Origin of the sequence: Pseudomonas sp. ML2-2023-6, from assembly GCF_037055265.1 — a bacterium.
Classification (GTDB): domain Bacteria; phylum Pseudomonadota; class Gammaproteobacteria; order Pseudomonadales; family Pseudomonadaceae; genus Aquipseudomonas; species Aquipseudomonas kulmbachensis.
This window is the reverse complement of the sequence record NZ_CP146347.1, coordinates 4,674,879-4,699,583: the sequence shown is the minus strand read 5'-3', so window position 1 is coordinate 4,699,583 and position 24,705 is coordinate 4,674,879. Positions and strand designations below refer to the sequence as shown.

The 24,705-nt window shown below is 56.6% G+C and carries 18 protein-coding genes; 11 read left to right on the top strand and 7 right to left on the bottom strand.

Annotated features, from left to right (window positions below):
- Positions 1-200: 200 nt before the first annotated feature.
- The 6 genes from V6L79_RS21795 (at position 201) to V6L79_RS21770 (ending at position 6,917) form a co-directional block, all read left to right on the top strand.
- Positions 201-1,490, top strand: a complete 1,290-nt coding sequence (locus V6L79_RS21795) for an ABC transporter substrate-binding protein (RefSeq protein ID WP_261739365.1) — start codon at positions 201-203, stop codon at positions 1,488-1,490.
- Positions 1,491-1,593: 103 nt separating this feature from the next.
- Entirely contained in the window at positions 1,594-2,502 is a 909-nt protein-coding gene (locus V6L79_RS21790; protein ID WP_261739364.1) for a carbohydrate ABC transporter permease, read from the top strand.
- A 1-nt stretch (position 2,503) separates the two neighbouring features.
- The gene (locus V6L79_RS21785) at positions 2,504-3,349 is read left to right on the top strand and encodes a carbohydrate ABC transporter permease (RefSeq protein WP_261742480.1); all 846 of its coding nucleotides are present in this window, start codon (positions 2,504-2,506) and stop codon (positions 3,347-3,349) included.
- Positions 3,350-3,352: 3 nt separating this feature from the next.
- Positions 3,353-4,513 (top strand): ABC transporter ATP-binding protein, encoded by a 1,161-nt coding sequence (locus V6L79_RS21780; RefSeq protein ID WP_261739363.1) that lies wholly within the window; start codon positions 3,353-3,355, stop codon positions 4,511-4,513.
- A gap of 84 nt (positions 4,514-4,597) precedes the next feature.
- Positions 4,598-5,950 (top strand): carbohydrate porin, encoded by a 1,353-nt coding sequence (locus V6L79_RS21775; protein WP_261739362.1) that lies wholly within the window; start codon positions 4,598-4,600, stop codon positions 5,948-5,950.
- A 103-nt stretch (positions 5,951-6,053) separates the two neighbouring features.
- Positions 6,054-6,917, top strand: a complete 864-nt coding sequence (locus V6L79_RS21770; protein ID WP_338579501.1) for a D-hexose-6-phosphate mutarotase — start codon at positions 6,054-6,056, stop codon at positions 6,915-6,917.
- Positions 6,918-6,948: 31 nt separating this feature from the next.
- Here the strand turns inward: V6L79_RS21770 and V6L79_RS21765 are convergent, their stop codons facing one another.
- The 3 genes from V6L79_RS21765 to V6L79_RS21755 all read right to left on the bottom strand — a co-directional run bounded on the left by V6L79_RS21765 (position 6,949) and on the right by V6L79_RS21755 (position 15,525).
- Positions 6,949-9,738 carry an RHS repeat-associated core domain-containing protein gene (locus V6L79_RS21765; RefSeq protein ID WP_338579500.1) on the bottom strand — a complete coding sequence of 930 codons (2,790 nt, stop codon included), beginning with the start codon at positions 9,736-9,738 and terminating at the stop codon, positions 6,949-6,951.
- Positions 9,735-14,354, bottom strand: coding sequence for a SpvB/TcaC N-terminal domain-containing protein (locus V6L79_RS21760; RefSeq protein WP_405046604.1), 4,620 nt, complete (start codon positions 14,352-14,354; stop codon positions 9,735-9,737). Before V6L79_RS21760 ends, V6L79_RS21765 begins: the two co-directional genes overlap by 4 nt.
- 310 nt (positions 14,355-14,664) lie before the next feature.
- Complete coding sequence (locus V6L79_RS21755) at positions 14,665-15,525, bottom strand: MurR/RpiR family transcriptional regulator (protein ID WP_261742479.1); 861 nt, start codon at positions 15,523-15,525, stop codon at positions 14,665-14,667.
- A gap of 205 nt (positions 15,526-15,730) precedes the next feature.
- Here V6L79_RS21755 and zwf point away from each other — a divergent pair, with 205 nt between their 5' ends.
- From zwf to V6L79_RS21740, 3 genes are read left to right on the top strand one after another with little or no spacing between them, the layout of a single operon-like run.
- A complete protein-coding gene (gene zwf / locus V6L79_RS21750) occupies positions 15,731-17,200 on the top strand; it encodes a glucose-6-phosphate dehydrogenase (protein WP_261739358.1) in 1,470 nt (489 codons plus the stop codon).
- Entirely contained in the window at positions 17,187-17,900 is a 714-nt protein-coding gene (gene pgl / locus V6L79_RS21745; RefSeq protein WP_261739357.1) for a 6-phosphogluconolactonase, read from the top strand. Before zwf ends, pgl begins: the two co-directional genes overlap by 14 nt.
- A gap of 17 nt (positions 17,901-17,917) precedes the next feature.
- Positions 17,918-18,583: a bifunctional 4-hydroxy-2-oxoglutarate aldolase/2-dehydro-3-deoxy-phosphogluconate aldolase gene (locus V6L79_RS21740; protein ID WP_395246975.1), complete on the top strand. Its 666-nt coding sequence runs from the start codon at positions 17,918-17,920 to the stop codon at positions 18,581-18,583.
- 275 nt (positions 18,584-18,858) lie between these two features.
- Here V6L79_RS21740 and V6L79_RS21735 read toward each other — a convergent pair whose 3' ends face one another.
- The gene (locus V6L79_RS21735) at positions 18,859-20,052 is read right to left on the bottom strand and encodes an aminotransferase class V-fold PLP-dependent enzyme (protein ID WP_321834281.1); all 1,194 of its coding nucleotides are present in this window, start codon (positions 20,050-20,052) and stop codon (positions 18,859-18,861) included.
- Between the two features lie 11 nt (positions 20,053-20,063).
- Positions 20,064-20,300, bottom strand: coding sequence for a DUF3820 family protein (locus V6L79_RS21730; protein WP_261739354.1), 237 nt, complete (start codon positions 20,298-20,300; stop codon positions 20,064-20,066).
- A gap of 208 nt (positions 20,301-20,508) precedes the next feature.
- Between V6L79_RS21730 and V6L79_RS21725 the strand changes: the two genes are divergently transcribed.
- Positions 20,509-20,976: a PA2169 family four-helix-bundle protein gene (locus tag V6L79_RS21725; protein ID WP_261739353.1), complete on the top strand. Its 468-nt coding sequence runs from the start codon at positions 20,509-20,511 to the stop codon at positions 20,974-20,976.
- 58 nt (positions 20,977-21,034) lie between these two features.
- On the opposite strand, the gene V6L79_RS21720 is transcribed toward V6L79_RS21725, so the two are convergent.
- Both V6L79_RS21720 and V6L79_RS21715 read right to left on the bottom strand, forming a co-directional pair.
- Complete coding sequence (locus V6L79_RS21720) at positions 21,035-21,505, bottom strand: MaoC family dehydratase (RefSeq protein WP_060694572.1); 471 nt, start codon at positions 21,503-21,505, stop codon at positions 21,035-21,037.
- A gap of 88 nt (positions 21,506-21,593) precedes the next feature.
- Positions 21,594-22,538 (bottom strand): alpha/beta hydrolase, encoded by a 945-nt coding sequence (locus V6L79_RS21715; protein ID WP_261739352.1) that lies wholly within the window; start codon positions 22,536-22,538, stop codon positions 21,594-21,596.
- Between the two features lie 209 nt (positions 22,539-22,747).
- Between V6L79_RS21715 and fadD2 the strand changes: the two genes are divergently transcribed.
- Entirely contained in the window at positions 22,748-24,436 is a 1,689-nt protein-coding gene (fadD2, locus tag V6L79_RS21710; protein ID WP_261739351.1) for a long-chain-fatty-acid--CoA ligase FadD2, read from the top strand.
- The last annotated feature ends 269 nt before the right edge of the window (positions 24,437-24,705 follow it).

The window sequence follows — 24,705 nt, the reverse complement described above, 5'->3', positions numbered from 1 at the left end:
CCCAGCTTGGTGGCTTACAGGAACCCGGTGTCAGACATTGTCGTAAAACCTTCAGCATCGAAAATCGCCCAAACCTCTGTGTCACAAGGTTGTGACATATGCGCGTCTCTTCGTTACGCGGGGGCGGGTAGTGATGGATACACTCTTTGGCAGCGCAAGCAAAAGACTTGCACAGCTATAACAACAAGAAAGGATCAGTCATGAATTCATTCAGTCGCCTCGCCGTTGTCATTTCGCTTGCCACTCTATTCCCCCTGAATACCTATGCCAGCACCCCTGCCGATTCCAAAGGTACGGTTGAAGTCGTGCATTGGTGGACGTCCGGTGGTGAAGCCAAGGCGGTTGGTGTTCTTAAAAAGCTGATCGAAAAAGACGGTTACACCTGGCAGGACAGCGCTGTGGCCGGTGGTGGTGGCGCAGCGGCCATGACCGTGCTTAAAACCCGCGCCGTGTCAGGCAACCCGCCGTCAGCTGCACAAATCAAAGGCCCTGACTTGCAGGACTGGGGCGCCCTCGGTTTGCTGACCAACCTCGATGAGGTGTCCAAGACTAATAACTGGGACGCGCTGCTGTCCAAAACCGTATCCGACACCATGAAATACAACGGCCATTACGTGGCTGTACCGGTGAATATTCACCGGGTGAACTGGTTGTGGATCAACCCCGAAGTGTTCAAAAAAGCCGGCATCGACAAAGCACCAACCACCCTTGAAGAGCTCTATGCCGCAGGCGACAAGCTCAAGGCCGCGGGCTTTATACCTCTGGCCCACGGTGGCCAACCTTGGCAGGACAGCACGGTTTTTGAAGACCTGGTGCTGAGCGTCATGGGGCCTGACGGTTATAAAAAAGCCTTCATTGATCTTGATCAAAAAACCTTGACCGGCCCGCAAATGGCCGAAGTCTTCACCAACCTGAAAAAACTGCAGAGCTATATGGATCCGGATGGCACCGGCCAGGATTGGAACCTGGAAGCGGCCAAGGTGATCAACGGCAAAGCCGGTATGCAGATCATGGGTGACTGGGCGAAGAGCGAGTGGGCTGCTGCGGGTAAGAAGGCTGGCACAGACTATGAATGCGTGCCTTTCCCCGGCACCAAGGGCAGCTTCACTTACAACATCGACTCGCTGGCGATGTTCAAACTGTCTGCCAAAAACAACACGCCAGGCAATATCGCAGCGCAAAACGATGTGGCCAAAATCGCCCTCGAACCTGAATTCCAGTACGTGTTCAACCAGAACAAAGGCTCGATTCCGGTACGCAACGATCTGGACATGAGCAAGTTCGACAGCTGTGGCCAGGCGTCAGCCAAAGACTTCGCCGAAGCGGGCAAGTCCAACAGCCAGTTGCCAAGCATGGCGCACAACATGGCCACTTCGCTGGCGGTGCAAGGCGCGATTTTTGACACCGTGAGCAACTTCATGAGTGACAAGAATGCGGATCCAGCCACTGCTGGCAAAAAGCTCTACTCCGCGATCAAGTCTGCGCAGTAATTCGTTGCTCTGACCTGCCACGCTCAGGCGTGGCACCCCATGACCCCAGGTTGTGCGGCATCTGCGTTTGCGGATGCCGGCATACCCTCTCGGGAGTATTTCGATGAGTTCCGTGGCTGTGTTCAGCAAGGCCTCGCCCTTTGATGCGCTGCAACGCTGGTTGCCCAAGCTGGTTTTGGCGCCGAGCATGCTGATCGTGTTGGTTGGCTTTTATGGCTACATTTTGTGGACGTTTGTGCTTTCGTTCACCAACTCCAGTTTTATGCCCAGCTACAAATGGGTGGGCTTGCAGCAATACGCACGCTTGATGGAAAACGACCGCTGGTGGGTCGCCAGTAAAAACCTGGCGGTATTTGGCGGGATGTTTATCGCCATCAGCCTGGTCATCGGCGTGTTCCTGGCGATTCTGCTCGACCAGCGGATTCGCAAGGAAGGCTTTATCCGCACGATTTATCTGTACCCGATGGCGCTGTCGATGATCGTCACCGGTACGGCCTGGAAGTGGCTGCTCAATCCCGGCCTTGGGCTGGACAAAATGCTGCGCGACTGGGGGTGGGAAGGCTTTCGTTTTGACTGGCTGCTGGATCAGGATCGGGTGGTGTACTGCCTGGTGATCGCGGCGGTATGGCAGGCTTCCGGGTTTGTGATGGCGATGTTTCTGGCCGGTCTGCGCGGGGTCGATCAGTCGATCATTCGTGCCGCCCAGGTCGACGGTGCGAGCCTGCCGACCATCTACCTGCGCATCGTGTTGCCAAGCCTGCGCCCGGTGTTTTTCAGCGCCTTCATGATCCTTGCGCACATTGCGATCAAGAGCTTCGACCTGGTGTCGGCGATGACCGCCGGTGGCCCGGGCTACTCCTCGGATTTACCCGCGATGTTCATGTATTCCTTCACTTTCAGCCGTGGGCAAATGGGTGTCGGTTCTGCCAGTGCGATCATGATGCTGGGGGCGATTCTGGCCATCCTCGTGCCGTACCTGTATTCCGAACTGAGGAATAAACGCCATGACTAATATGACGAGCGGGATCGGGGCACCACGATTGAGCTTCAGCCGCCTGGCGATTTACGCCACCTTGATTCTAGCTGCCGCGATCTACTTGATCCCGCTGGTGGTGATGCTGCTTACCAGCTTCAAAAGCCCTGAAGATATCCGCACCGGCAACCTGCTGAGCTGGCCGCAAGTAATTGACGGTATTGGCTGGATCAAGGCCTGGGACACGGTGGGCGGGTACTTCTGGAACTCGGTGAAAATCACCGTCCCTGCGGTATTGATCTCGACCTTTATCGGGGCCATGAACGGTTACGTCCTGTCGATGTGGCGCTTTCGCGGTTCGCAACTGTTCTTTGGCCTGCTGCTGTTTGGCTGCTTCCTGCCATTTCAAACCGTGTTGCTGCCGGCCTCGTTCACCATTGGCAAGCTGGGCCTGGCCAACACCACCACCGGCCTGGTGCTGGTGCACGTGGTTTACGGCCTGGCCTTTACCACGCTGTTTTTCCGCAACTACTACGTGAGCATCCCGGATGCCCTGGTCAAGGCTGCGCGGCTTGATGGGGCGGGCTTTTTCACTATTTTCGGGCGGATTCTGCTGCCGATGTCGGTGCCGATCGTGATGGTCTGTCTGATCTGGCAATTCACTCAAATCTGGAACGACTTTCTGTTTGGTGTGGTGTTTGCCAGTGGGGATGCGCAGCCGATTACGGTGGCGCTGAACAACCTGGTCAATACCAGCACCGGCGCCAAGGAATACAACGTTGATATGGCTGCGGCCATGATCGCGGGGCTGCCGACGCTGCTGGTCTACATTTTTGCGGGCAAGTATTTTCTGCGCGGGCTGACGTCCGGCGCGGTCAAGGGGTAAGGCATGGCTACTCTCGAATTACGTAACGTGAATAAATCCTACGGCAAGGGTTTGCCCGACACGCTGAAAAACATTGAACTGAAAATCAACGATGGCGAATTTCTGATTCTGGTGGGACCTTCGGGCTGCGGTAAGTCGACCCTGATGAACTGCATTGCCGGTCTTGAGACCATCAGTGGCGGGGCGATTCTGGTGGACGATGCCGACATCAGCGGCATGAGCCCCAAGGACCGTGATATCGCCATGGTATTTCAGTCCTACGCGCTGTATCCGACCATGAACGTGCGCGACAACATCGCCTTCGGTCTCAAGATCCGCAAAATGAGCGCGGAGGCGATTGAAGAAGAAGTCGCACGGGTTGCCAAGCTGCTGCAAATCGAGCACCTGCTGACCCGCAAGCCTGGTCAGTTGTCGGGTGGTCAGCAACAGCGCGTGGCGATGGGGCGGGCACTGGCGCGGCGGCCGAAGATTTACCTGTTTGACGAGCCGCTGTCCAACCTCGACGCCAAGCTGCGGGTCGAAATGCGCACTGAAATGAAGTTGATGCATCAACGCCTGAAAACCACCACCGTTTACGTCACCCATGACCAGATTGAAGCCATGACCCTGGGCGACAAAGTGGCCGTGATGAAAGACGGGATCATCCAGCAGTTCGGTACGCCCAAGCAGATTTACAACGACCCGGCCAACCTGTTTGTGGCCAGCTTTATTGGTTCGCCACCGATGAACTTCATCCCCCTGCGCCTGCAGCGTCGCGAAGGACGGTTGCTGGCCCTGCTCGACAGCGGGCAGGCACGCTGCGAGTTGCCGCTGGGCATGCAGGACGCCGGGCTGGAGGATCGTGATGTGATTGTGGGCATTCGCGCCGAGCAGATTGTGTTGGCACCCGCCGAGCCCAATGGCTTGCCAACGATTCGTGCTGAAGCGCAGGTCATCGAGCCCACAGGCCCTGACACCCTGGTTTTTGTGAACCTGAACGGGAGCAAGGTCTGCTGCCGAATGGCCCCTGATGATGCGCCGCTAGTGGGACAGAGCCTCAATTTGCAGTTCGATCCGGCCAAAGTGCTACTGTTTGATGCGAATACGGGCGAGCGTCTGGGAGCGATGAGTTCGCCTCAGACCCACGGCCGGGCAGATAACGTGGCGCAATTCAAGGGTCGTTAAGTCGGAACAGGGAGCCTGTGACCAGGCCTCCTTGAGTTGTGCCGCGTTAAACAATGCCAATAAGAAAACAACGAGGATTAAGGGATGACTAACAGAATGACCCGCACCCGTCTGGCCTGCCAGCTGTCGGCAATTATCGCGCTAAGCCTGGGTGCAAGCAGTGTCTACGCCGACGAAGCGTTCAGCGCCGACTCGAAATGGATGACCGGCGACTGGGGCGGTGAACGGACTAAACTGATTGAACAGGGCATCGACATCAAGGCCGATTACGTTGGTGAAGTCGGTGCCAACCTGCATGGCGGTTACAACGACGACAAGACTGCGCGCTACAGCGACCAGTTCGGTCTGGGCGTGGCTTTGGACCTGCAGAAACTGTGGGGCTGGGATAACACCCAGGCCAAGATCCAACTCACCAACCGTAATGGCCAGAACATCTCCAATGACCGTGTCGGCGACCCGCGTGCCGGCACTCTGAGTTCCTCCCAGGAAGTCTACGGCCGTGGCCATATGGTGCGCTTGACCCAATTGTGGATTCAGCACCAGTTCCTCGACGGCAAACTGGACGTCAAGGCCGGTTACTTCGGTGAAGGCGAAGACTTCAACACCTTCCCGTGCGAATTCCAGAACCTGGCGTTCTGCGGCTCCCAGGTCGGTAACTGGGCCACCAACATCTGGTACAACTGGCCGGTTAGCCAGGCTGCACTGCGTGTGAAATATAATATTTCGCCCGAGTTCTATGCGCAGATCGGCGCGTACAACCAGAATCCGTCGCAGCTTGAACACGGCAATGGCTTCAAGCTCAGCGGCAGCGGCACCAAGGGCACCGTCCTGCCGGTCGAACTGGTCTGGTCGCCGAAGGTCAACAGCCTGCCGGGTGAATACCGTGTCGGTTACTACAAAAGCACCGCGCCGGCCGATGACCTGCGCGAAGACATCAATGGCAATGACGCCGCAACCACCGGCCAGAGCTACCGCGTTCGCAACAGCAAAAGCGGCTACTGGTTTGTTGCGCAGCAGCAACTCACCACCCATAACGGTGATGCTTCCCGCGGCCTGAACATTGCTGCCAATGCCACCTTCCACGACAAGGACACCAACATCGTCGACAACTACCAGTCGCTGATGTTCGTGTACAAGGGCCCGTTCGATGCGCGTCCAAAAGATGACGTAGGTATCGGTTTTGCCCGTATCCATGTCAACGACGAGGTGAAGAAAAACGCCGAGCTGGCCAACGCGGCCATTGGCGCCACCGACTACAGCGATCCGCTGTACTCGCCATTGCGCTCTACCGAGTACAACTACGAAATCAACTACGGCTTCCACGTGACCAACTGGCTTACCGTGCGTCCAAACCTGCAATACATCACTCACCCGGGTGGTGTGGACCAGGTAGATAACGCATTGGTAGCAGGACTGAAAATTCAGTCGGTGTTCTAGGGTTCTTGCGCTAAGCTCCTTGCTTTTCCAGCGGATAGCCTTGGCTATCCGTTTTTTTTTCGGGGCTGCACACCTCGGCGTATGATTTTCAGGACTGCGGCACATGCATGAGCATCCGCTTCACCGTTTCTTCAAATCCAAACGCGAACAGCCGATTTTTCAGTGGGAGCGTTTTCAGCAACGCGACGTACTGGTGATCGATCACCCACATTGCCAGGCCGTATTCAGCCGTCAGGGCGCGCAATTGCTGCACTTCCAACCAACCGGGCAAAAGCCGTGGTTGTGGTGCGCAGCCAAATGGCCACAAGTGGGTGCCATACGCGGTGGGGTCCCTATTTGCTGGCCTTGGTATGGCCGCCATCCCAGTGAAAACGCGTGGCCATCCCATGGTTGGGCGCGGTTGATCGACTGGAAGCTGCTCGACAGCAGCACCGATGAAGAGGGTGTGACCCTGCACTGGCGTTTGCAGCTGTGCGATTGGCAGGTCGATTTGCATGCACGTCTGGGTGAAGAAATGGAGCTGCGCCTGAGTACCGAACATCAGGACGATGAGCCGTGCCAGGTCAGCCAAGCATTACGCGCTTACTGGCGTATTGGTGATGTCGCGGAGATAGCGCTGTCCGGTCTGGACGGTGTGCAGGGCTACGATCAGTTGAACCGTGAGGTTTGTCAGCAGAAGGGCGAGCTGCGGGTGGAAGGCGGTTGCCAGCGGGTGTTCCAGCATGACGGCGAAATGCAGCTCAACGATCACGCCTGGCAGAGAGCGTTGAGTATCGACACGGGAGTCAAGGCCAACACGGTGGTCTGGCATCCGGGCAAGCGGCCATTGCTGGGCGTGAGCTGGAATGAAGTGATGGGTTTTGTGTGCGTGGAGTCCACCAGTGGCGGCACGCATAACCAGACCCTGGCCCCCGGCGAGAAAGCTCATTTGAGTTTGCAGGCGAGGGCGGGGTTGGTGGCTGGTTAATGTTGCGGCTTGCTCACAGCCTCTTTTCTCATCAAACGTAGAAATGCTTGACGATGGGGGCAGAGCTTGCAGCGGATGCTGTACTTTTTGCCGGGCCTTTATAAGACAGGTTTGATTTCGAAATAGTCAGGCTGTGGGGTATGAGTATTTGTGGTCGAAACAAACTGTTCATAACCACGTCCGATTGCCCGGAACGCTGCAACTCGAAAACAGCCTCTTTTGTGTCGCCGCTGAACGGTTGCAGCTCGTTCACAATGCTGAGTGCAAGGCCCTCAATCATGTCCATGCCCATAAAGATGGAAGGCAGAATTGTGTTTGACTCGGCTGACCTGAAAAAAAGATATTTATCCCCATGTGCTACCCATGCGGGTGGGTTCGTTACGGGTCTCTGATCAATTTGCGCAAGGTCGGTCAGCTCTAAATGCGCCACGTCGTGATACTCATGCATGGGTTCCAGGACCGTCCGGTATCGATGCTCACCGAATCGGCTCTTTTCTTTCTGGTTTTTTTCGCCGGCCTCTAGTGAAAAAAATACGAAATCGTTTGTAGCGAAACTTTCGATGTCCAAGAGTTCGGTATTGTTTTTATCGAAGGTGATTTTGTTTTTTTGCAGCTGCTTTCTCGACTGCAGCGTCAGTGCGCCACTGCTGTCGCGAAAATCCTTGTTTGAAAAGTGCACAAGGTTAAATACTTCTTCTTGAAACCCCGTGACGAACAGCTCTTCTGCGGCTGACAAGTCCAGGTCTTGCTTAAGCCTCGCCATATTTCTATCGGATAACTCACTGATGGCGGTGAAACCGTTGCCTTGGGTTCTTATGTCCTCCCACGCCTCGCCATGTTTGAGCATATGGTTATAGGCCGCCTCGACTTCTTGCGGCGCATTGCCATTTGGATCAACAAAGTTCAGCGGGTTGTTGCGCAGCATTCGATACAGATTCAAGCCATCCACAGTCCCCGCCGGATCCGGGTTAATCCACCGCTGCAACCATGGCGCGTAATAGCGCATGCCGTAGTAGTAAAGCCCACTGGCATCGCGCTCCTTGCCCGAGTAACGAATGGTTTTATAGGCTGCCTCAACGGCGGAGCGCGCTGACCACCAGGCTGTACCACCATAGGGGTAATAACCTTCATGGCTGATCAGGCTGGCGTGTGCGTCCAGTTCCAGGGTGCTTGAACCCAAGTGGTCATCCAGGGTGTAGCGCAACTGGTCATTCTCGACCGCGTCGGGTTTGCCGTGTGCCCAATGCAGGCAGCGAACGGCAGTCGCGATCACGACTTCAAGGCGTTCTCCTTCGTGGGTATGTATTTCCAGCCCCGGCAAGTAGCGCACCTCTGAGGTATGGGTCACCATTTTTGCCTGTCGGGTGCCGACTTTGCGCAGGCGCTGGCCGCTGGCGTCGTAGATATAGCGTTCCTCATCATCGCTGCCTCCCTGGCGACTGACTTGTACGGTTCGGCTCAATTGATTGCGGTTATCCCAGCTCAGGGGCTGACCGGGTAGCAGGGCTTGCTGGTTGCCATTGGCATCGAAGGCCGCGTTAAAGTCCGGTATTTCAACCTGGGTCAAACCACGATTGCTTTTGGGCGCGATCAGCATCGTGCGGGTGTAGTTCTGCTGGCCTGTATGACGTAGTTCAGTCAGATTGCCGCCCGCATCGTATTGATAGGTCTGGCGGTAATTGACCAACAGGCTCAAATCGCCCGGGTTGGGCGCAAGTTCAGGTAAATGCGGGCCAATGCTGGCCCCGAGTGCTTCGCTGCCGGTAGCTTCGATCAATTGGTAGAGGCTGTCGTAGCGATAGGTGTTGATGGGTGAGGTTTTATGATGGGCAAAGAAGTGTACAGATTGGGCAAAGTCTTCAATTTGCAGCACATTGCCCACCGGATCGTACTGATAGCTCAGCGACTGCAGGGTACTACCGGGCCGGGTTGAGGTGAGTTTTATCAAGCGTCCGCTGGCAGGGTCGTACTGGCTGGTGCGGGTGACGCCATTGCCCAGGGTCTGGCTTTCAATTTGGCCAAAGGCGTTATAGGCCACGCTGTGGAAAACAGCAGTTTGCGTGCCGCCTTTGAGTTGCAGGGTTGCGCCGTTGACTTCACCTGCAACGTTGTAGCTCGTGCGTTGCTGATGACCCGAGGCATCGATCTGACAGGTTGTTTCGCCTAGGGCGCTGTACTGCCAGTTAGTGGTTGCACCACTTCCGGGTTCGAGTAACGCATCGCGTTCGGTTACGGGCTGCGGCCAGTCAGGCGTCTGCAGGCGGGTTAAAAAGTGTCGTGTTGCACTCAAGGCGGTGCCCGATAATGTGTAATCGGCAAAGAGTTGTGTGCCGGCACTGTCATCGTCGCGAACCAAACGACCGCACTGGTTGTGTGCAGCGGCTGGCGCAGAAACAGCGCCATAGCCAAGACGCGTAATAACCTGTTCAGGCTGGCCCGGTCCTTGTTCGCTAATGGAGACCGGTCGTGCCAATTCATCGAACTCGGTCCGCCAATGGCTGCCTCGACTGTCCCAGCTTTCAGCGTTGTTGGCATTTGCGTCAGCCAGAAGCAAACGCCAACCGGCATCAACGCTGTCGGTTAACAGTACCCGGTTGGACAGACTGAATACGGCGCTTTGATTGGGGGCGCCCAGGCGCGGGTCAGTGCACGCGATGGGTCGCCCGGCGGCATCGAATTGTTGACGAGTTACACGTTCGCTGACAGGTTCTTCGAGGTTGCTGCGATAGTAGGCAACTGTTCGGGCAGCCAACCCGCGCGGTTCAATGACTGTGAGTATCGGGGTCATTGCATCCTGCCGGTTGCGCAAGCTGATAGTCATTGCAAGCCTCCTGTATCGCCGACGCTGCTCATGGTTTTGAGGGGGAAGGCCTCCAGATACAGGTCATTTTCATCCTCACTGATGCTGTACCAGGTCAGGTACGTCTGGCGCCGCCAATAACCACTGGCGGTAATGGTTTTGGTCGGGCGGCCCAGCGGGTCGTAGAACTGTTGGTCGCTGTAACCGAACTGGCGAAAGGACTCGTCGTTGATGTAACGATACTTATCGGCGAAGTAAGGCCGGTAGACGCGAACCGCCAAGCCTTTATTGTTGTATTCCACGCGCTCGCTGACACGCCAGCGCTCGGCGGCCTGTACCTGTGCTGGCTGGCCTCCCGTAATGCTCAGGTTGCCTTGGTCGTCGACTGCGTAGGCCTGCCCCGGTTCGACCTTCTGTTTGCTTTGCAAGGCTCGGCCAAACCCGTCCGAGGCACTGATGGACATGCGTACTTGGCGTTGCGGGTCGTTCGGGTAGCGATCAGCCTGCAAAACTGCGCAATAGGCCGGTTCGCGAGGCAAGGCCAACAAGGCTGCGCAGGTTTGAGCCGAGATCTGGCTTTGCGGGTACTCACCGTTGGCCAAGCGTTTGCGCGCACTGGCGCGTAAATGCCCGGTGGGCATCAGCACCCCCAGCGCTACGCCATTGGGCAGCAGGTTCTGCGGCGCCTTCCCCATCCAGCTGCAGGGTTCGTAGAACATGGCCGAGGCCAGGTCGCCCATCACCGAGCTGTCGGCAATGGCCTGCCCAGCGCTTGCCGTGGCCTGCGTATGGCTGGCCATGGTGCCAAAACCGACATCCATGACCGCCTGGGTTGTGTCGTTCCACTCGGTGCCCCAGAACGTGCTCAGCACCAGCCTGCCCATCGCATCGTAGCGGGCTTCGTTAACATTCTGATTGGGGTCACGAATCCATTTGGCCTGCAAGGATTTGTAGTCGTAGACCACTTCAGTCACACCCTCGTCAGGTGCCGTAAATTTTTCCGGTAGTAACCAAAGGGGGTCATAGCTGACCCTGGACGGTTTGACCCATACCACCGGTTTTTGCTCGAGCAATTTGTTGAAATGCTCAATCGCGGCGAAAGTTGAATACCCCGTGCGTGCGGCCCACAGGCTGGTGCTGGCATCGACCGTGTTGCTGGTGGGCCGCCACAGACCGACATCCACATAACCGGCCGATTCGAGTTTGGCCTTGATCTCGTCAGGAGTGTTGCCCAGCAGGTTTGTCGGTGCGCCCTGAGCATCCTTGATCACATAGGCTTGCAAGGCACTGGCATCCAGTTCGGCCTGTTCGCCATATTCGGGCAGTGCCTCGAAGTTTACCGTCCCGTCAGGGCAGCCCTGGTATTGCACGCGGCTCTGGCCCGCCAGCATGCGCTGGCCGTTGAGCGGGTCTTTGCCCAGAGGTGACTGGGGGCCAATAAAGGTTTCATAACTGATGTTCTTGATCGACGGGTCGCCAGCGTCCAGGACGTAGGCCACATCCTGGCTGCGGTAGGGCAGGCCTAATCGCAGGTAGTCGGTCTGCTTGATATGCAACACCCGCGCATGGCTCTCACTCAGGTAGCAGCGCAGTTGGGCGTCGTCCCAGGCATCGCCCCACCAACGGCGCAAGTGTGCGTGATCTTCGTCGTCCGGGTACGGAGCCCGTGCACCGGCCCGTCGGGCGCATGCAACGGAGACGGCATGGTTTACGCTGCCATACTCATCCATGGTCAGGTTGATCTGGAGCTGGCAGAGCGGATCATCGCCCTGGCGCTCGTATTGCAGGCTGCGCTGTTCGATGACGAAAGGCAGCATGACGCTGTAGTTGTCATGTGCCGAGCGCGCTTGCAGCAGGCGAACGCCATAGCGACTTTGCGTGACGCTGTAAGGCACGCAATTGCCATCCACCCCCAGAATTTCGGTGCGCAAAACCGAGCCACTCAAGGTGCGGGCCGCGTCGCGCAGGGTTGGGGCATCCCAGTCGGTATGGATCTGCTCGTTGCCGTCCACGCACTGGGTGCACAGTGGGCTGCCCAGCGGCGCAAGCAGTGCATCGTCGGCCCAGGCATCGGTAACGGCCATGTGCAGGGTCTTGCCGGTGTGAAACCAGGTTTTGCTCAGTACCGGTGCGCTAAATCCTTGGGTCTCGGTAGCCGGTGCAGACTCTGTGTCGGTTTGCAGCAACAACCCAAATCCGCGAAATTCCCGCTCTACGCCATCGTAATAACCGTGTCGATAGGCAAAGAACTGAGATAAGTGGTTGCCGGTAATCTGATCGAACTGGCGTTGTTCACTGACCAGATGCATGGGGAAGGGCATTTCAGACACTGCCTGAGACGGGTCTTGCAGAAGGGCTTTTTCATCCAGCCATTCCTGGGCCGATGAGCGATACACAACCTCGCCCGCAGCGCCCATGTTGTTGTCCGTGGCGCACAGCAGATACGGTTTGCTGTTGCTGACAAAGTCGCAGCGCCAATGAACAGGTTCAAGATCTGGTTTGCAGGTGTTGCTGGTCACCACCAGGCTTGAGCAGCCCAGACCTTGCAGGTCAGCCACGCTGACGCTGGTCAGCGCCTCATATCGCAACCCTTCGGGCAACGTAATAGTGACGGGGGCGGCGAAACCATGCCCGCTGAGGTTGATGAAAATCTGCACCGAGCCACTTTGCCAATACAGGATGTCGGCGGCACCCGAACCATCGAGATCGGCGAGCCGAATGTGCGCGGGGTTAAACTCCCCGGCAAACTCCAGTTTGCCAAGGTTGATCGGCTCGCCGAATCGACCGCGCCCCAGGTTAGGAAAGCAGCTCACGGCCTGATCTGTAATACGGATCAAATGCTGCTGGCCCGATCCCAGCAGGTCACTGAACGCCACCAGTTCGTAGCGATCATCACTGAATACGGGCAAGGCGCTTTCATCGACCTGGCGTTTGACCAGGACGGGGGGAGCGAAACCCTTGTTCTTCAAATTGGCATACAGGCGAACGCTGCGTGTCCCGATCATCGCCAAATCCGACAGGCCGTCTCCCATCAGGTCGGCCAGTTGTGCTTGCGGATGAAAAAATTCGCTGGGGAAGGCTGCGTAGGGGGTGAAGTGGTCCCATTGCTGGTTGGTGTCGAGGGTGAAAAAACCTGCAATGGAGGGCTGGGCCACCAGCCAGTCGAGCTTGCCGTCACCGTTTAGATCAGTCAGAACTTGAAGTGTCGGCGATTGCAGGTTGGCGGCAGGCATTTGCTTGAGCAACTCCCGCGCAGCGTAGCTCACCGCGTTTTTATCAAGACCGGGAGAGGGATGACGGACGGGGCGCCGGTAGTACCAGGCGTTTTCCAGTCGATACAGGATTCCGGCCAGGCCACCGCCGAACAGGTCCACCAATTGGTAGTTACCGGCATCGATGCCCGCGTCCAGCCTTGGCGCCTGCTCGGAAAAAAATGGCGAGAACCGGGCCTCCCCGGCGGTGAGGTTGAATGAGCTGTACTCGAACTCCATCGGCGGGTTGAACTGCGCCTCTTGCCCGACATAACCAATCAAGTGAGCGGTGCTCAGCAATGACGCAACCGGTTGCTGCTGGTACTCCAGTTGCAGGCGCTGGACCAGCGTCGGTTTCCCCTCAATCAGTACCGGGCCGGTATTGTCGGGGCCATCGGCACACCAGTGATACATCAGTACCTGATGGCACAGGCGCAGAGTGCGGTCCTCGAAGCCATATCGGTAACTGCTGACCGGGTCAGCCCGCAGTGGCCACGACTGGCCAGCGGTCTGCGGGTACTCGGGCTGGGCCACCAGTCGAGCGTCGGATTCGCCATAGTCGAACACCAGATCAAAAAGCCAGACCGGTGCCATTGGCTTTTGCAGCAAAAAAGGCACCCGGTCGCCAGTCAGATTGCCATAACGCACACGCTGCAAATAACGATGGGTGTTGCTGTCCCTGCGTTGCCAGGCGTCTGCGTAGGGCCCTGTCAGAGTGCTCAGCGATACATCGTTTTCAGCTATGTATTCGTACAGGACATGTTCGCCATTCACCGCGACCGACTCTTCAAGATGCCACTCTGCAACCCAGGTCGAGGTGTCATGCCGGTGTTGCAATCGGGCGGTTTCACTATGGCCATAAATATGGACGCTACCGTCGGCGATCTGGATCAGCCAAAACGAATCGGTTGCGCCTACATAGTGTTCGAATGTGCTGAAGTCTCCTTCCACCCGTGGTCTGTAGGCGGTCACGCGGTAGGTTTCAGACAACGACCGGTCGCGAAAGCGTGATGCATCGCGAGTGTTGATCTGGCCATTGGCATTGCGCTCAGGCAACAACACATCGCCATTGGGAGAGAGGTAGGCCGGTTCGCTCATATTGCCATTGGCGTCGGGCTCGAACTGCGGCGTGCCCCGGTTGTTTTTCCGACTGATCGAGGGCCGGTTGATTGACCATCCCTGACCGAACTCTGTCCGTCCGCCAGCACTGCTGTAGCTCAATCCCAGTGCTGGGGCATAGCCGCGGCCAGGCGTGATGGGCAAGGGAATGGCGACTGACGCTGCGCCGGTGAAGCCGACGGCTGCCCAGCCTTTGCCAATGCTTTGGATGGCTCCGCCGCCTTTTGGCAGTGAGGGTGCAGAAATACTGAGCGGTTCTTGGGCCATGATCATGAACTCCTGCCACGGGGCTTTTTCAGATAGACCGATCTGAAGATGAAGGGGCAGGAGTAGCAGGCAGAGGAGAGACTGAACCCCGTTTAAAGAATGACCCCGAGGCGTTCACGTTATGACTGTTTTCGACAGCTGTAACCTGTCATATCTGACAGTAAAACGTCCTGGGGACTGCGGCTTTAGAAGAGGAGGGAAGATCATGGTGTAGCTGCTGAGGAGCGCAGAGAGGCTGCGATAAGGTCCGAAGAACCTTCAAAATATCGGGCTCGCTGCGCTTCTCAGCGGCTACAAGCCCCGTGGGCTGTCAGTTGAATTCGTCGCCTACCGGATAGCGGCTGGCGTTGAGGCTTTCCTTGATTTTGCGCAGGTGTGGCTGGAAGTCCACGCCGCGGCGCAAGGTCATGCCGGTGGCCAGCACATCGAGTACGGTGAGCTGAATAATGCGCGAGGTCATTGGCATATAAATGTCAGTGTCTTCGGGCAGCGGGATATTCAGGCTCAAGGTACTGGCTTTGGCCAGCGGCGAATTTTCGGCGGTCAAACCCAGTACAGAGGCACCATTGGCTCGCGCAATACGCGCCACTTCCACCAGCTCACGGGTGCGTCCGGTGTAGGAAATAATCACAAACAGTTCGCCGGTATGCGCCACCGAGGCGATCATGCGCTGCATCAGTACGTCGGCGTGGGCGGTGACCGCCAGATTGAAGCGGAAAAACTTGTGCTGCGCGTCCAGTGCCACCGGGGCCGAGGCACCCAGGCCAAAAAAGTGGATCTGCCGAGCCTGGATCAGCAAGTCGACGGCGCGGCTGACAAGGTTGGGGTCCAATGCCTGACAGGCGCTGTCCAGGGAGGCGATGGCGCTGCCGAAAATCTTCTGCGTGTAAGCGGCCGGATCATCGTCCGCTTCAACCGCACGGCTGACGTAAGCTGCACCACTGGCCAGGCTCTGCGCAAGTTGCAGTTTTAATTCAGGGTAGCCACTGACGCCAAATGAACGGCAGAAACGGTTGACCGTGGGTTCGCTGACGGAGGCTGCCTGAGCCAGCGCAGCGATGCTGAACCGGGTTGCCTGCTGCGGGTTCTGCAAAATGATTTCAGCCACTTTGCGCTCGGCCTTGTTCAGGTCTTCGAGGCGGCCCTTGATCTGTTCGAGTAAATTTCGCACGCGGTCCATTTATGATCCTTGGGTCAGCGATGCAAGAACCGGACTAAAGCGGTTCTGGAAGGTGGCCTATCCTACTGGTGGCCTGTGACGACCACTAGCAGGAATCTGTATTTTCAGAAAATGTTGTGTTTATTACTACATTTTTCCTTGAGTGATGCCTTGAAAAAAGGTATTTGTAGCTTAACTTGATAAAAGAACAAACATCATGCCTTCGATTACGGTTGAACCGTGCACCTTTGCCTTGTTCGGCGCCCTCGGCGATTTGGCCTTGCGCAAGCTGTTTCCTGCTTTATACCAATTGGATCGCGCCGGTCTGCTCCACGCTGACACGCGCATTCTTGCGCTGGCTCGTGAACCCGGCGACGCCACCGCGCATCTGGCGCATATCGACAGCCAGTTGCGCCAGTACCTGGGCGACAAGGAAATCGAAGCTGAGGCGCTAACCCGCTTCCTGGCTCGATTGAGCTATCTGCATGTGGATTTTTTCAAGACTGAAGACTATTTGTCTCTGGCAGAGCTTGCCGGAACAGAACAGCGCTTGATTGCCTACTTCGCCACACCGGCGGCGGTTTACGGTGCTATTTGCGAGAACCTGTCGAAAGTTGGCCTAGCGGAAAACACCCGCGTGGTGCTGGAAAAGCCCATCGGCTCGGATCTTGAATCCTCGCGCAAGGTCAACGATTCCGTGGCGCAGTTCTTCCCCGAGAACCGCACCTACCGGATCGACCACTACCTTGGCAAAGAAACCGTACAAAACCTGATTGCGCTGCGCTTTGCCAACAGCCTGTTCGAAACCCAGTGGAACCAGCGCTACATCTCCCACGTTGAAATCACCGTGGCCGAGAAAGTCGGCATCGAGGGTCGCTGGGGTTATTTCGACAAGGCTGGCCAGCTGCGCGACATGATTCAAAACCATCTGTTGCAGTTGCTGTGCCTGATTGCGATGGATCCGCCTGCGGATCTGTCGGCCGACAGCATTCGCGACGAGAAGGTAAAAGTACTCAAGGCACTGGCCCCGATCAGCGCCGAAGGCCTGACCACCCAAGTGGTGCGCGGCCAGTACATTGCCGGTTACAGCGAAGGCCAGTCAGTGCCGGGTTATCTGGAGGAGGAGAACTCCAACACCCAGAGCGACACCGAAACCTTTGTTGCCCTGCGTGCCGATATTCGCAACTGGCGTTGGGCGGGTGTGCCGTTTTACCTGCGGACCGGCAAGCGGATGCCGCAAAAGCTGTCGCAGATCGTGATCCACTTCAAGGAACCGTCGCACTACATCTTCGCCCCTGAGCAGCGTCTGCAAATCGGCAACAAGCTGATTATTCGTCTGCAGCCGGATGAAGGCATTTCCTTGCGTGTGATGACTAAAGAGCAGGGCCTGGATAAAGGCATGCAGCTGCGCAGCGGTCCGTTGCAATTGAATTTTTCCGACACTTATCGCAGTGAGCGGATCCCGGATGCCTACGAGCGTCTGTTACTTGAAGTCATGCGTGGCAACCAGAACCTGTTTGTACGCAAAGATGAAATTGAAGCAGCATGGAAATGGTGCGACCAGTTGATCGCCGGCTGGAAAAAGTCCGGTGATGCACCCAAGCCGTACGCGGCGGGCTCCTGGGGGCCGATGAGTTCCATTGCTCTGATTACGCGGGACGGGAGGTCTTGGTATGGCGATATCTGATGTGAAACTGCCTGAAGGTGTCAATGCGCACACTTTCAAGAACCCGGCACACATGGCCGAGGGGCTGGCAACTCGTGTTGCCGAGGAATTGAACCAGGCCATCAGCACTCAGGGCGTTGCCACTTTGGTAGTGTCTGGCGGTCGCAGCCCGGTGGCATTTTTCCAGAGCTTGATCAAACAGCCGATCGACTGGTCGAAAGTTGTCGTCAGCCTTGCTGATGAACGCTGGGTGCCGGTTGAACATGCCGACAGCAACGCCGGGCTGCTGAAAAAGCACCTGCTTCAGGGGCCAGCCGCCAAGGCCCGTTTTGTCGGTTTGTATAACGCTGCAGCCACAGTTGAAAAGGCTGCATTGGAAGCGGATCAAGGGCTGGCCGAATTGCCGCCGATTGATGTGCTGATTCTGGGCATGGGTGATGACGGGCATACCGCGTCGTTGTTCCCTAACAGCCCGAACCTGAGCGAAGCCCTGCAACTGGACAACCCGCGCCGTTGCTGGGCGATGCTGGCGCCAACCGTGCCGCATCAGCGTTTGAGCATGAGCCGCAGTCTGCTGGCCAGTGCGAAGCACAAAGTGCTGTCGATCCAGGGACAGTCCAAATTGAACACCCTCAACGAAGCGCTGGGGGGCACAGATGTTGCTGCCTTGCCGATTCGTGCCTTTCTGCAACCTACGTTAGAGATTTACTGGTGCCCATGAGCCAAGGATCAGCTGCCATGACAACAACAATTGCGAACGTATCGATGGCGGATAAAGTCGCCCTGATCGACAGCCTCTGTGAACGTGCACGAATTCTGCCGGTGATTACCATTGCCCGCGAACAAGACATCCTGCCATTGGCGGATGCGCTGGCGGCCGGTGGTCTGACGGCCCTGGAAGTGACCTTGCGCTCGTCGTTCGGCCTCAAGGCCATCCGTATTTTGCGCGATCAGCGCCCTGAGCTGGTGACAGGTGCGGGCACCGTGTTGGATCGCCATATGCTGGCGGCGGCAGAAGAAGCTGGTTCGCAATTTATTGTTACGCCGGGCATTACCCGTGACTTGCTCCAGGCCAGCGTTGCCAGCGATATCCCGCTGTTGCCGGGTATCAGCAATGCTTCCGGAATCATGGAAGGCTACGGACTGGGCTACCGTCGCTTTAAATTGTTCCCGGCTGAAGTCAGTGGCGGTGTGGCCGCGATCAAGGCATTGGGCGGCCCGTTTGGCGAGGTCAAATTCTGCCCGACTGGCGGGGTTGGCCCGGCGAATATTCGCAACTACATGGCGTTGAAAAACGTGATGTGTGTGGGCGGTAGCTGGATGCTGGACAGCGAGTGGATCAAAAACGGCGACTGGGCCCGAATCCAGGAATGCACCGCAGAGGCGCTTGCTCTGCTGGATTGATGTTTTAGCTACGAATATGTTGTGTGTTCTACGGTTTTTGGTGCGCTTGGTCGGCGCACCTTTTTTTTGCCCGGGTTTTTGTGATTACAACAAACCCGTAGCAGCTGCCGTAGGAACGAGGCTGCGTTCGATTGCGCAGCGATCGTAAATCCTGAATGCACGGTTTTTTCAGAAAGAACGCATAGTCTGACTTTACGACGGCTTCGTCGGAGTGCCGCACCACGCCAACGCAGCCTCGTTCCTACGGCAGCTGCTACGGGGCGAGCATCAAATGGTTATGCGTGGGCCAGTGACAGCTCGCGCAACGCCCTGACCAACTGATTAATGTCATCCAGACTGGTGGTTAAACCCACAGTGATACGAATGCAACTGCCACACGCCGAGCCATTGCGGGCGACGGTGAACAGGTTGTAGTCCTTGAGCAGGCGGTCAACCATCGGCTGCTGATCCTGTAGATGGGTAAAGCGCAGCGACGTAATGGCGCAACGCAGCCGCGGATCATCTTCGATCAGCACTTCAATCCCCGGCATTTTTCGCGCCTCACTCACCCACAGATCGCGCAGGTAGTTCAGTCGTGCTCCCTTGGCCCGTGCGCCGCCCATGTCCTGGTGCTCCTGTAACACTGTGGGCAGGGTCAGCCAGGCCGGGATATTGGCGGTGCCGTAGGGCGAGCGGTTGCGGATATCCGGTTCCGGGTAATGCTGGCTGGCCATGTCGGGGTCAATATCGGCCAGGCGCTGCGGGTCTATATACATACAGCCCAGTGTCAGCGGCGCCCCGATCCATTTATGCAGGTTGTACCCGGCAAAGGCGACGCCCAGTGTCTGCAGATCGAACTCGATCTGGCCCAGGGCGTGGGCACCGTCAAGTATCACATCGACCCCGTGCTCTTTGGCCGCTGCGACAATCTCCTGCACGGGCAGCACCAGCCCGGTGCGGTGGGTCACATGGGTAAGGGCCATCAGCTTGATACGCGGGTGTCGCACAAAGGCTTCGCGATAGCTGGCCACCAGGCTTTCATAAGTAGCAGGGTGCTTGTGGGTGATTTCAATGACTTCAAGCCCGCGTTGCTGTGCCACCCAGCGCATCGCATATTCGACGCTGTGGTATTCCAGGTCGCAGATCAGCAATTGATCGCCGGGTTGCAGGCCGTTGTAGTTGCGAATCAACGATTGCAGTGCGTCGGACGCGCGCGAAGTCAGTGCCACACCTGCCGGGTCAACGCCCAGCAGCTCGGCAAGTTGGTCGCGGATCTCGATGTTCCGGGACACATCGAAATGCTGGCGCACAGGGATCGAGTTGTTGCGGTTAATAAAGTCGATATTGCGCTGGTAGTCCTGCGCCACGTCGCGAGTCATGCGCCCGAAGTAGCCGTTTTCCAGATTGATCGGGCCGGGAGCTACGTCGTAGCGCTCGGCAATGGCGTGCCAGAAGTTTTCGTCGCGGGCGTTGTCTTCAATCCTTGGCATGGGCAACTCTTTCAGTGGCGGGGTTTGGGTTTTGCGTGTTTGGCGCGCAATGGGTCGAGGAGGTCCGACAGGCCGTTGTGATCAATCTCTTGCATCAGGGCCAGCAAGCCGCCCAGTTCGCCGTGGGGGAAGCCCTGGCGGGCAAACCAGTTCAAGTACTGGCCGGGCAGGTCGGCGATGATGCGGCCTTTGTATTTGCCGAAGGGCATTTCGCGTGTCAGCAACAGTTCGAGTTTTTCGGGGTTCATGCGGCGGCCTTTATTACGTGAAGCTATAGGATGAAAAATACAGGCAATTTGCATGAAGGCCAATTGACAGTTCATGCATATAAACCGGATACAGATTTTAATGAGTTTTGTAACTTGCTGATTATTAAGGGTTTTATTCGATTTTAAAAACTGGCACGAGCCCTGCAATCTCTATTGCACGATCCTCAACCCTGTAAGGAATTGAACAATGACTGACCTTAATAAAGAAGCCATTAGCGTCCTGAACGATTTGATCGAAACCAGCAAAGACGGCCAGGAAGGGTTTAAAACCTGCGCTGAAGATATCAAACACCCGGAGCTCAAGGCACTGTTTGCCAAGCGTGCTGCTGACTGTGCAGCGGCAGCTGCCGAATTGCAGGCACAGGTACGTGCACTGGGTGGTGATCCGGAAACCAGCACCAGCGTCGCCGGTGATTTGCATCGCCGCTGGGTGGACGTCAAGTCGGTGTTTACCGGCAAGGATGAAGAAGCAGTGCTCAACGAAGCTGAGCGCGGTGAAGACCACGCGCTGAAAGCTTATAAGGAAGCGCTGGAGAAAATCAGCAAGCACAACCTGGTGGGTATTCGCGATCTGGTAGAACGCCAGTATCACGGTGTGCAACGCAATCACGATCAGGTCAAAGCCCTGCGTAATCAGGCCCGTGCCCGTGCTTGAGAGCAACATGGCTGAATAAAAAAACGCCGGTTAACCGGCGTTTTTTTATGGGCGGGGATTAACCAATGCTGATCGCCGGCAGCACCGGCAAGGTCACGGTTTGTTGCTTGCGCGGGGCAATGATTTCGGCTTCGCCATCAACCACGATTTCATCGCGCTGATTGAACACGCGGGTAGCGATGCGAACGCGGAACTTGGGCATTTTTTCCAGAATTTCCAGACGCACGGTCAGGGTGTCACCGATCTTTACCGGCTTCTGAAAGCTCATTTGCTGGCCAACATAAATAGTGCCCGGGCCAGGCAGTTCGCAGGCCACGGCAGCACTTATCAGCGCGCCACTGAACATGCCATGGGCAATGCGCTCTTTGAACATGGTCGCAGCGGCGAATTCAGGGTCGAGGTGCACCGGGTTGTGGTCGCCGGACATGGCCGCAAAAAGCTGGATGTCGCGCTCTTCGACGGTTTTGCTGTAACTGGCAGTCTGGCCGACTTCGAGGGCTTCGTACGGGGTGTTGGTAACCTGGGTCATCTAGCGCATGTCCTGTGACGAGTGTTTGGTTTTAAAGCCATGATTTTAAAAGATTTTTCAATTCTTTTAGATAAAAAAGCAAATATGCTCATTCGCTGCGCAGCGGGCGGGTGTGGCTCAATGCCTGATTGAGCCACTCAATAACATCAGCCATCACTTCGTCGCGATTAATTTCATTGAAGAGTTCGTGCCGCGCTTGCGGGTACAGATTCAACTGCAACTGACGATTACCGGCTTGTCGCAAAGCCTTGGCCAGATCAGTGAGACGCTTGCCTTCACTCACCGGATCACATGAGCCGCCCATTATCAGTAACGGCAGGCCCGGATCAATTTGAGCGAGATTGGACGCTTTGCTGATTTGCTGCAACCCGCCTAACAAATCGATCCACAGTTGGTTGGTGCAGCGAAAACCACACAAGGGGTCACTGGCGTAAGCATCGACCTGGGCCGGGTCACGACTGAGCCAGTCGTAAGCGGTGCGGTTGGGCTTGAAGGTTTTGTTGAAAGAGCCGAAGGACAGCCACTCGATCAGCGCGCTGCGACCTTTGGGTCCTTGGCGCCACCGTTCGAAACGGGCGATCAGGCTGGCGGCACGATAGAGCGCCACCGGCTGGAAATTCGAGGCGCTGAGAATCGCGCCTTGCAGGCTTGCACTGTGATGCATCAAATACGCCTGGGCGATGTAACTGCCCATGCTGTGGCCGAGCAGGAAAATTGGCACTCCCGGATAGGTCTGGCTGATATGTCGGTTAATAGCCGCCACATCACTGACCACAGCACACCAGCCATCGTTGTCGGCAAAGTAGCCCAGAGTTTCTTGCTCAGCCGTTTTGCCGTGGCCGCGCTGGTCGTGGGCATACAGCCCAAAACCGGCATCACACAGGGTTTTGCCCAGGTATGCATAACGGCCACTGTGTTCAGCCATGCCATGAGCCAACAGAACTATGGCTTTGGGCGTGCCAGCAGGCAGCCACTGGTGAACAAAAAGACCACTCCGGTCGTTCGCCTCCAGCCAGAAAGTCTCAGGGATCATGGCAATTCCTTCATTTGTAGTCGTAGCAGTGTATAGCGCATTTGCCTGAAGGCCACTCAACAGGTAATCCCGTAGCAATAAGATTCAAGATGTAAATGGCGAAGATCGCTGTATTTGCCTACAACTTGATAACTGTTAACGTCCGCACATTCCGCTTTTCATTAAATGAATGACGCGGCCAGACACGCTCAGGTACGAGGATAAAAATAATGCAACCTGATTTCTGGAATGACAAACGTCCCGCCGGTGTACCGCTGGATATCGATATGACGACTTTCAAGTCGGTGGTTGATGTTTTTGAGCGCTCCTGCAAAAAATTCGCGGATCGCCCGGCCTTCAGCAATTTGGGTGTGACCATCACCTATGCCGAGCTTGAACGCCACAGTGCCGCTTTTGCCGGTTATCTGCAGGAATACACCGATCTCAAGCCTGGCGACCGCATCGCCGTGCAAATGCCCAATACCTTGCAGTATCCGATTGCCGTATTTGGTGCGATGCGTGCCGGGCTGATAGTGGTCAACACCAACCCGCTCTACACCTCGCGTGAGATGCGTCATCAGTTCAAGAGCGCAGGTATTCGTGCACTGGTGTACTTGAACATGTTCGGCAAGCGCGTACAGGAAGTACTGCAAGACACCGAAATCGACTACCTGATCGAAGCCAAAATGGGCGACATGATGCCGGCCGCCAAAGGCTGGATCACCAACCTGGTGGTCGATAAGGTTAAAAAACTGGTGCCTGCCTACCAGCTGCCCCAGGCGATTTCCTTCAAAAGCGTGTTACGCCGTGGTGCCGGCCAGGTTATTCGCCCGCTGACGGTAACGCTGGATGACACCGCAGTGCTGCAATACACGGGCGGCACCACCGGCCTGCCCAAAGGCGCGATGCTCACCCATGGCAATCTGATAGCCAACATGCAGCAGGTGCGTGCGTGCCTGTCACAGCATGGGGCTGATGGCCAGCCGATGCTCAAGGACGGCCGCGAGATCATGATCGGTCCGCTGCCGCTTTATCATATCTATGCATTCACCGCCAATTGCATGGGCATGATGGTCACCGGCAACCATAACGTCCTGATCACCAATCCGCGTGATATCAAAGGTTTTATCAAGGAACTTAAAAACTGGAAATTCACCTGTTTTCTGGGCCTCAACACCTTGTTTGTTGCGCTGATGGACCACCCCGACTTCAAGACCGTGGACTTCTCCGGGCTTAAAGTCACCAACTCGGGCGGTACGGCACTGGTCAAGGCCACGGCTGAACGTTGGGAAAAACTCACGGGGTGCAGAATTGTCGAAGGCTACGGCCTGACGGAAACCTCGCCGGTGGCCAGCGCCAACCCTTGCGGCTCCCTGGCAAGGCTGGGCACGGTAGGCATGCCGGTTCCGGGCACGGCCATGAAAGTGATCAGCGATGAGGGGGTTGATCTGGGGCTGGGCGAGCGGGGCGAGCTATGCGTCAAAGGTCCGCAAGTGATGAAGGGCTACTGGCAAAACCCGGAAGCCACAGCCGAGGTGCTGGACGCCGATGGCTGGTTCAAGACCGGCGATATTGCGGTGATTGATCCGGATGGTTTTGTCCGCATCGTCGATCGCAAAAAAGACCTGATCATCGTCTCCGGTTTCAACGTGTACCCCAACGAGATTGAAGACATCGTCATGGCTCATCCAAAAGTAGCCAATTGCGCAGTCATTGGTGTGCCCGATGAACGCACCGGGGAGGCGGTCAAACTGTTTGTAGTACCGCGCGCAGGCGGGGTGACCGTTGAAGAACTCAAGGCTTACTGCAAGGACAACTTCACGGGCTACAAGGTGCCCAAGCAAATCGTGTTGCGTGATTCCTTGCCCATGACCCCCGTTGGCAAGATCCTGCGTCGCGAGTTACGCGATAACGCCTGATTCGTTCAACCTGGCGACAGACGCCCACTGGCAGTAAGCCAGTGGGCGTTTTTTTTCGGCCATGACACTGACCGACAATGGCCCATAACCTTCAGTAGGTGCGCTGTAATGCCCGATATAGAGGGCTTTTGACGTTAGTAGAGTTATTGCACTAATGATGACTTAGGATTGTCCTACAGTCAGGTTGGTTACTCTGCGGCCCATTTTTGGCTCTAGGCGGCCTTTAGCAAAGCTGCTACTCTCGGCGCGCTTTGTGACTTCCAGGTTAA

Bases quoted from the DNA above. Each gene is read 5' to 3' on its own strand.
- V6L79_RS21795 (WP_261739365.1), top strand. From the start codon at position 201: ATGAATTCATTCAGTCGCCTCGCCGTTGTCATTTCGCTTGCCACTCTA.
- V6L79_RS21790 (WP_261739364.1), top strand. From the start codon at position 1,594: ATGAGTTCCGTGGCTGTGTTCAGCAAGGCCTCGCCCTTTGATGCGCTG.
- V6L79_RS21785 (WP_261742480.1), top strand. From the start codon at position 2,504: ATGACGAGCGGGATCGGGGCACCACGATTGAGCTTCAGCCGCCTGGCG.
- V6L79_RS21780 (WP_261739363.1), top strand. From the start codon at position 3,353: ATGGCTACTCTCGAATTACGTAACGTGAATAAATCCTACGGCAAGGGT.
- V6L79_RS21775 (WP_261739362.1), top strand. From the start codon at position 4,598: ATGACTAACAGAATGACCCGCACCCGTCTGGCCTGCCAGCTGTCGGCA.
- V6L79_RS21770 (WP_338579501.1), top strand. From the start codon at position 6,054: ATGCATGAGCATCCGCTTCACCGTTTCTTCAAATCCAAACGCGAACAG.
- V6L79_RS21765 (WP_338579500.1), bottom strand. From the start codon at position 9,738: ATGACTATCAGCTTGCGCAACCGGCAGGATGCAATGACCCCGATACTC.
- V6L79_RS21760 (WP_405046604.1), bottom strand. From the start codon at position 14,354: ATGGCCCAAGAACCGCTCAGTATTTCTGCACCCTCACTGCCAAAAGGC.
- zwf (WP_261739358.1), top strand. From the start codon at position 15,731: ATGCCTTCGATTACGGTTGAACCGTGCACCTTTGCCTTGTTCGGCGCC.
- pgl (WP_261739357.1), top strand. From the start codon at position 17,187: ATGGCGATATCTGATGTGAAACTGCCTGAAGGTGTCAATGCGCACACT.
- V6L79_RS21740 (WP_395246975.1), top strand. From the start codon at position 17,918: ATGACAACAACAATTGCGAACGTATCGATGGCGGATAAAGTCGCCCTG.
- V6L79_RS21735 (WP_321834281.1), bottom strand. From the start codon at position 20,052: ATGCCAAGGATTGAAGACAACGCCCGCGACGAAAACTTCTGGCACGCC.
- V6L79_RS21730 (WP_261739354.1), bottom strand. From the start codon at position 20,300: ATGAACCCCGAAAAACTCGAACTGTTGCTGACACGCGAAATGCCCTTC.
- V6L79_RS21725 (WP_261739353.1), top strand. From the start codon at position 20,509: ATGACTGACCTTAATAAAGAAGCCATTAGCGTCCTGAACGATTTGATC.
- V6L79_RS21720 (WP_060694572.1), bottom strand. From the start codon at position 21,505: ATGACCCAGGTTACCAACACCCCGTACGAAGCCCTCGAAGTCGGCCAG.
- V6L79_RS21715 (WP_261739352.1), bottom strand. From the start codon at position 22,538: ATGATCCCTGAGACTTTCTGGCTGGAGGCGAACGACCGGAGTGGTCTT.
- fadD2 (WP_261739351.1), top strand. From the start codon at position 22,748: ATGCAACCTGATTTCTGGAATGACAAACGTCCCGCCGGTGTACCGCTG.